The 4,922-nt window shown below is 60.7% G+C and carries 4 protein-coding genes; all 4 read right to left on the minus strand.

The window, feature by feature from the left end:
- Window positions 1-224 precede the first annotated feature (224 nt).
- The 4 genes from GSM73_RS21300 to GSM73_RS21315 all read right to left on the minus strand — a co-directional run bounded on the left by GSM73_RS21300 (window position 225) and on the right by GSM73_RS21315 (window position 4,888).
- Window positions 225-929 carry a membrane integrity-associated transporter subunit PqiC gene (locus GSM73_RS21300; RefSeq protein ID WP_047227292.1) on the minus strand — a complete coding sequence of 235 codons (705 nt, stop codon included), beginning with the start codon at window positions 927-929 and terminating at the stop codon, window positions 225-227.
- Between the two features lie 179 nt (window positions 930-1,108).
- Window positions 1,109-3,373: a DNA topoisomerase IV subunit A gene (gene parC, locus GSM73_RS21305; protein WP_047227291.1), complete on the minus strand. Its 2,265-nt coding sequence runs from the start codon at window positions 3,371-3,373 to the stop codon at window positions 1,109-1,111.
- A gap of 10 nt (window positions 3,374-3,383) precedes the next feature.
- Window positions 3,384-3,905 carry a TIGR02281 family clan AA aspartic protease gene (locus GSM73_RS21310; protein ID WP_076382906.1) on the minus strand — a complete coding sequence of 174 codons (522 nt, stop codon included), beginning with the start codon at window positions 3,903-3,905 and terminating at the stop codon, window positions 3,384-3,386.
- Window positions 3,902-4,888, minus strand: a complete 987-nt coding sequence (locus tag GSM73_RS21315; RefSeq protein WP_076382908.1) for an esterase-like activity of phytase family protein — start codon at window positions 4,886-4,888, stop codon at window positions 3,902-3,904. The genes GSM73_RS21310 and GSM73_RS21315 overlap by 4 nt, the downstream gene beginning before the upstream one ends.
- Between the last annotated feature and the right edge of the window lie 34 nt (window positions 4,889-4,922).

Here is a 4,922-nt window from a genome sequence, read left to right on the forward strand (position 1 = left end):
AAATGACGAAGCCCGCAGATGAGTGATTGTCTGCGGGCTTTTTTGTGGCCTTCGCCTACCTCATCGCGAGCAAGCTCGCTCCCACAGGGACCTCTGCTAGCCACAGATCCAGTGTGGGAGCGAGCCTGCTCGCGATGAGGCCGGCATAGACACCCGAGACAGCACCCCACAGAAACAACAAAGCCCGCATCAACGCGGGCTTTGTTTTGCATCCAGTTCAACCATCAGAACCTGAACACTTCCATGTCCGTACGGATCGGCAAGGCCATTGGAATCTTGTCCTTTTCCTTCTCGACCTTTTTGGTCGCTGCAGGAGCAGATTTGCGCGGCACCTCTGCGACAGGCGGCTGGTTGGCCAAAGGCTTGAGCGCCACGGACAGTTGCTCGGCCAGACGTTGCAGCAGCACGCCCTGAGCCTGGACCTGCGCCGCGGTACCGCCGGCATGTTGCTCCTGCAGATGAATGATCCGGTTCTCGCGAACCTTTCCGCGACGATCGATCAGGCGCCACTGGGCATCCAGTACCGCCGGTTGCGATTCGCCCGAATCCAGCCGGGTAATCGACAGCAAGACCTGAACATCCGGGGTAAAGCCCTGGGTGGCCGGCGCGAGTACCACGCGCTGGCTGTCCAGATGCCCGGCGACCTGACGCAGCAACAGCTGGTCAATGTCCGACGACAGGCTGCCGGCCCAACGACCGTCGGTGGCGGCCTGCAGGCTGCCGTCCGGTTGGCGTTGCAATAGGGTTTCACGTTGCAGGTAATCGGCAATCAATACCGGGCCCAGTAATACCGCCATGCCTGCGCTTTGTGCAGGCTGGGCCGGGTTTCCGCTGTCGAGTTGATACAGCGACACTGGCTGATTGACGCTACAGCCCGCCAGGCCAAGCAGGCCGGCGAGCCACAAAATAGGAAGGCGCAGAGCAGTCATCGTCCCGTCCAGGTGGCGGCCACAAGGCTTACCACAGTGAAAAAATACTCGGTCAATATGAAGAACGCTCGGCCACGCCGGCGCTTGAAAGGGCCTATCATCCGTGAATATGCGCTCCGACTCCAGCGCGAAAGTGCCGATCTGCGGCTTTTAATCGCAGACCGAGCGCTCTAGCACGCTTAATTGAGGTTTTCGACGAGCAGTGCATCGACCCGCTGAAACCCTCTCGGAAGCTTGTTGCCCCGCCGACCGCGTTCACCTTTGTAGTGTTCAAGATCGTCTGCCTTCAACGAAAGCGTACGCTTTCCAGCCTGCAGCACAAGCGTGGCGCCTTCCGGCAACACTGCAATATCCGTGACATATTCCTCACGACTTGCCACCCGTTCGCCGGAAATACCGATGATCTTGTTGCCTTTACCTTTACCCAACTGTGGCAAGTCACTGATTTTGAAGACCAGCAACCGACCTTCGGTCGTCACCGATGCCAGCCAGTTGTTCTCACGATCGGACACAGGTCGCGGCGCTATGACCTTGGCGTTATTCGGCAGGCTCAACAACGCCTTGCCCGCCTTGTTCTTGGCTTGCAGGTCCTCACCCTTGACGACAAACCCGTAGCCGGCGTCCGACGCAATAACGTACAGCCCGTCATCATCAGGCATCAGCACGCATTCAAAAGTTGCACCCGGTGGAGGAGTTAATCGACCGGTCAGTGGCTCGCCCTGTCCGCGAGCCGATGGCAGGGTATGCGCCGGCACCGAATAACTGCGCCCGGTGGAGTCGACGAACACCGCAAACTGGTTGGAACGCCCGGCCGCCAGGGCCTTGAAGCCATCCCCGGCCTTGTAGGAAAGCCCCGTCGCGTCAATATCATGACCTTTGGCAGAGCGTACCCAACCTTTTTCTGACAGCACGACAGTCACTTTCTCGTTCGGCAGCAGATCGTGCTCACTCAGCGCCTTGGCTTCGGCGCGCTCGACGATAGGCGAGCGACGGTCGTCGCCGTAGGTTTCGGCGTCCTTGAGCAGTTCGGTGCGCACCAGCTTCTTGAGCTTGGCTTCGCTGCCCAGCAAGGCTTGCAGCTTGGCCTGCTCCTTGAGCAGTTCATCCTGCTCGGCCCGCAGCTTCATCTCTTCCAGCCGCGCCAGTTGCCGCAGGCGGGTATCGAGAATGTAGTCGGCCTGGATTTCGCTCAAGGCGAAACGCTCGATCAGGCTGGCCTTGGGGTGCTCCTCGGTACGGATGATATGAATCACTTCATCCAGGTTGAGGTAGGCAATCAGCAAACCGTCCAACAGGTGCAGGCGACGTTCGACCTTGTCCAGGCGAAATTGCAGGCGCCGGCGCACGGTCTTGACCCGGAACTCCAGCCATTCCACCAGCAGCGCCCGCAGGTTTTTCAGCTGTGGCTTGCCGTCCAGACCGATGATGTTGATGTTGACCCGGTAGCTGGACTCAAGATCGGTACTGGCAAACAGGTGCTGCATCAGCGCGTCATGATCAACCCGACTGTTGACCGGAATAATCACGATCCGGCAGGGGTTCTCGTGGTCGGATTCGTCGCGCAGGTCAGCGACTTGCGGTGCTTTCGACGGTTTTGCCTGCATCATCGCGGCAATCTGTTCCAGCACCTTGGCCCCGGAAACCTGGTGCGGCAGGGCGGTGACGATGATGTCGCCATCTTCGATGTGGTACACCGCGCGCATACGCACCGAACCGCGACCGGTTTCGTAGATCTTCAGCAGGTCGGCGCGCGGGGTGATGATTTCCGCTTCGGTTGGGTAGTCCGGGCCCTGAATGTGTTCGCAGAGCTGCTCCACCGTGGCTTTGGGCTCGTCCAGCAAGCGCACGCACGCGGTGGCCACTTCCCGCAGGTTGTGGGGCGGCACATCGGTGGCCATGCCCACGGCGATACCGGTGGTGCCATTGAGCAGGATGTTCGGCAAACGCGCTGGCAACACCAGGGGTTCATCGAGAGTACCGTCGAAGTTAGGCCCCCAGTCTGCGGTGCCTTGGCCCAGCTCGCTGAGCAGCACCTCGGAATAACGCGACAGCCGCGCCTCGGTGTAACGCATGGCAGCAAAAGACTTGGGATCGTCTGGCGCACCCCAGTTCCCCTGGCCGTCCACCAGGGTGTAGCGGTAGCTGAACGGCTGGGCCATCAGCACCATGGCTTCGTAGCAGGCCGAATCGCCGTGAGGATGGAACTTACCCAGCACGTCACCGACGGTACGCGCCGACTTCTTGTGCTTGGAATCGGCATCCAGCCCCAGCTCACTCATGGCGTAGATGATCCGCCGCTGAACCGGCTTCAGACCGTCGCCGATGTGCGGCAAGGCGCGGTCCATGATCACGTACATGGAGTAATTGAGGTAGGCATTTTCGGTGAAGTCAGCCAGCGACCGGCGCTCTACGCCGTCTAAGCTGTCTGCAAGAATGTCGCTCATGCGGGCCTCATCAGTTCGTTGTCTGGCGCAGCAACATGGTGCCGCCGCGCTGGGTAAATTCAAGTTTGTTCAGGGCGCTCATGCCCAGCAGCACTTGCGTGCCGCCCAGGCCTGGCGCCACCAGGGCACGGACATCGCGCAATACGATGTCACCCAATTGCAAACGGTCGATACGGGTGCGATAACCCTCGCTCAAACCGTTGGCGGTGCTCAACGTCACACCGAAACCTTTTTCCAGCTTGAGGCGCGCAGCCAGCTCCTGCGGGATCGCCACGTCCGTGGCGCCGGTGTCGAGCATGAAGTCCACCGGTTGGCCGTTGATCTGGCCGCTGGCGACAAAATGCCCCTGTTTATTGCTGACCAGCTTCACCTCGATAAAACCTTCACCCTTTTGCGAATACACCTCGGTATTGGGATTCTGCGCACGCTGCTCCCACTGGGCAAAAAACCGCGTCGCCAGAAACAGCGCCGCGCACCAGGCCAGTATCATCAACACCCGGCCGGCGCGCTTGCCCGGCGGTTGCTGGCTCATGGCGTGGCGCCCCAACCACCGTCCGGCGCGGCAAAGCGCCAGATGATCGGCCGCCGTTCACCGTCGGCCCGTGCCCCGTCGTTGTTATCCAGACCAACCCAGGCGCCCTCGGCATCCACCACCAGCGCTTCGGCCAAGCCGTAGTTCTGTGAATAACGACGGTTTTCCTGCAACGCCTCGGCGGCGAACGACCAGCAACGCTCCACTTGAGCGGTTTGCGAGTCACGCCGGCAGATCTGATAAGCGTTGCGCTCCAGGGTAAACAGCTTGCCGTCGAACAGTGACAGATCGGCGAAATCCCGTGATACCGCCCGGGCATTGAGAAACTGCTCAGGTTGCATCTGCTTCCCCGCTTCACTGAGCAACACGCAGTTGCCATCACACTCCCACACCGCTTGCTGACGCTTGATCAGCAACAACCCGCGACGCTCCCGCTCAGCGGCCAGCCATAGCTGATCACCGGCCGGATTGATCGCCAAGCCTTCAAACAACGCATTGAAATGCAGCAACATGCCGCTGGCCCGCGCCTGGCGGATCATCGCCGGTCCGATTTTCAACCAGGACGCGGCGCCCGTCGGCGACACCTGCAACACTGCGGCATGGGATTCACTGACCACGTAGCGATTGCCGGCACTATCACAACTGATGCCTTCGAAATCCAGTTCGCCACCGCGCAGGTACGACGCCGCCCAGGTCCGCGATCTCAAACCCCACGGCAAACCGCTGTCCGGCACCGGCGGCACCTCGATTTCAACGGCTTCTGCCTGCCAGACCGGCGCATCAGAAGACTTGAGACGGTAGATCCGATCGTCATCGCGATCCGACACCGTCCACATTTCACCCCCGCACACGGCCAGCCCGGACAAGTTACCGCCACGCAAATCCTCGACGGCATGCTCGGACAGCAACTTCAACTGCGGTGCAGGACCTGCGACCACCACCCCCGCCCACAGCAACAACGCCAGGGCGAAACCGTTGCGCATCAGGCCAGCACCTCGGCCAGGTCCCCTTTGGATT

The sequence above is a fragment of the Pseudomonas sp. PICF6 genome (assembly GCF_009831705.1).
GTDB classification, from domain to species: Bacteria; Pseudomonadota; Gammaproteobacteria; order Pseudomonadales; family Pseudomonadaceae; genus Aquipseudomonas; species Aquipseudomonas rhizophila.

Excerpts from the sequence above, each read along its gene's own strand:
- parC (WP_047227291.1), bottom strand. The coding sequence starts at position 3,373 with ATGAGCGACATTCTTGCAGACAGCTTAGACGGCGTAGAGCGCCGGTCG.
- GSM73_RS21310 (WP_076382906.1), bottom strand. The coding sequence starts at position 3,905 with ATGAGCCAGCAACCGCCGGGCAAGCGCGCCGGCCGGGTGTTGATGATA.
- GSM73_RS21300 (WP_047227292.1), bottom strand. The coding sequence starts at position 929 with ATGACTGCTCTGCGCCTTCCTATTTTGTGGCTCGCCGGCCTGCTTGGC.
- GSM73_RS21315 (WP_076382908.1), bottom strand. The coding sequence starts at position 4,888 with ATGCGCAACGGTTTCGCCCTGGCGTTGTTGCTGTGGGCGGGGGTGGTG.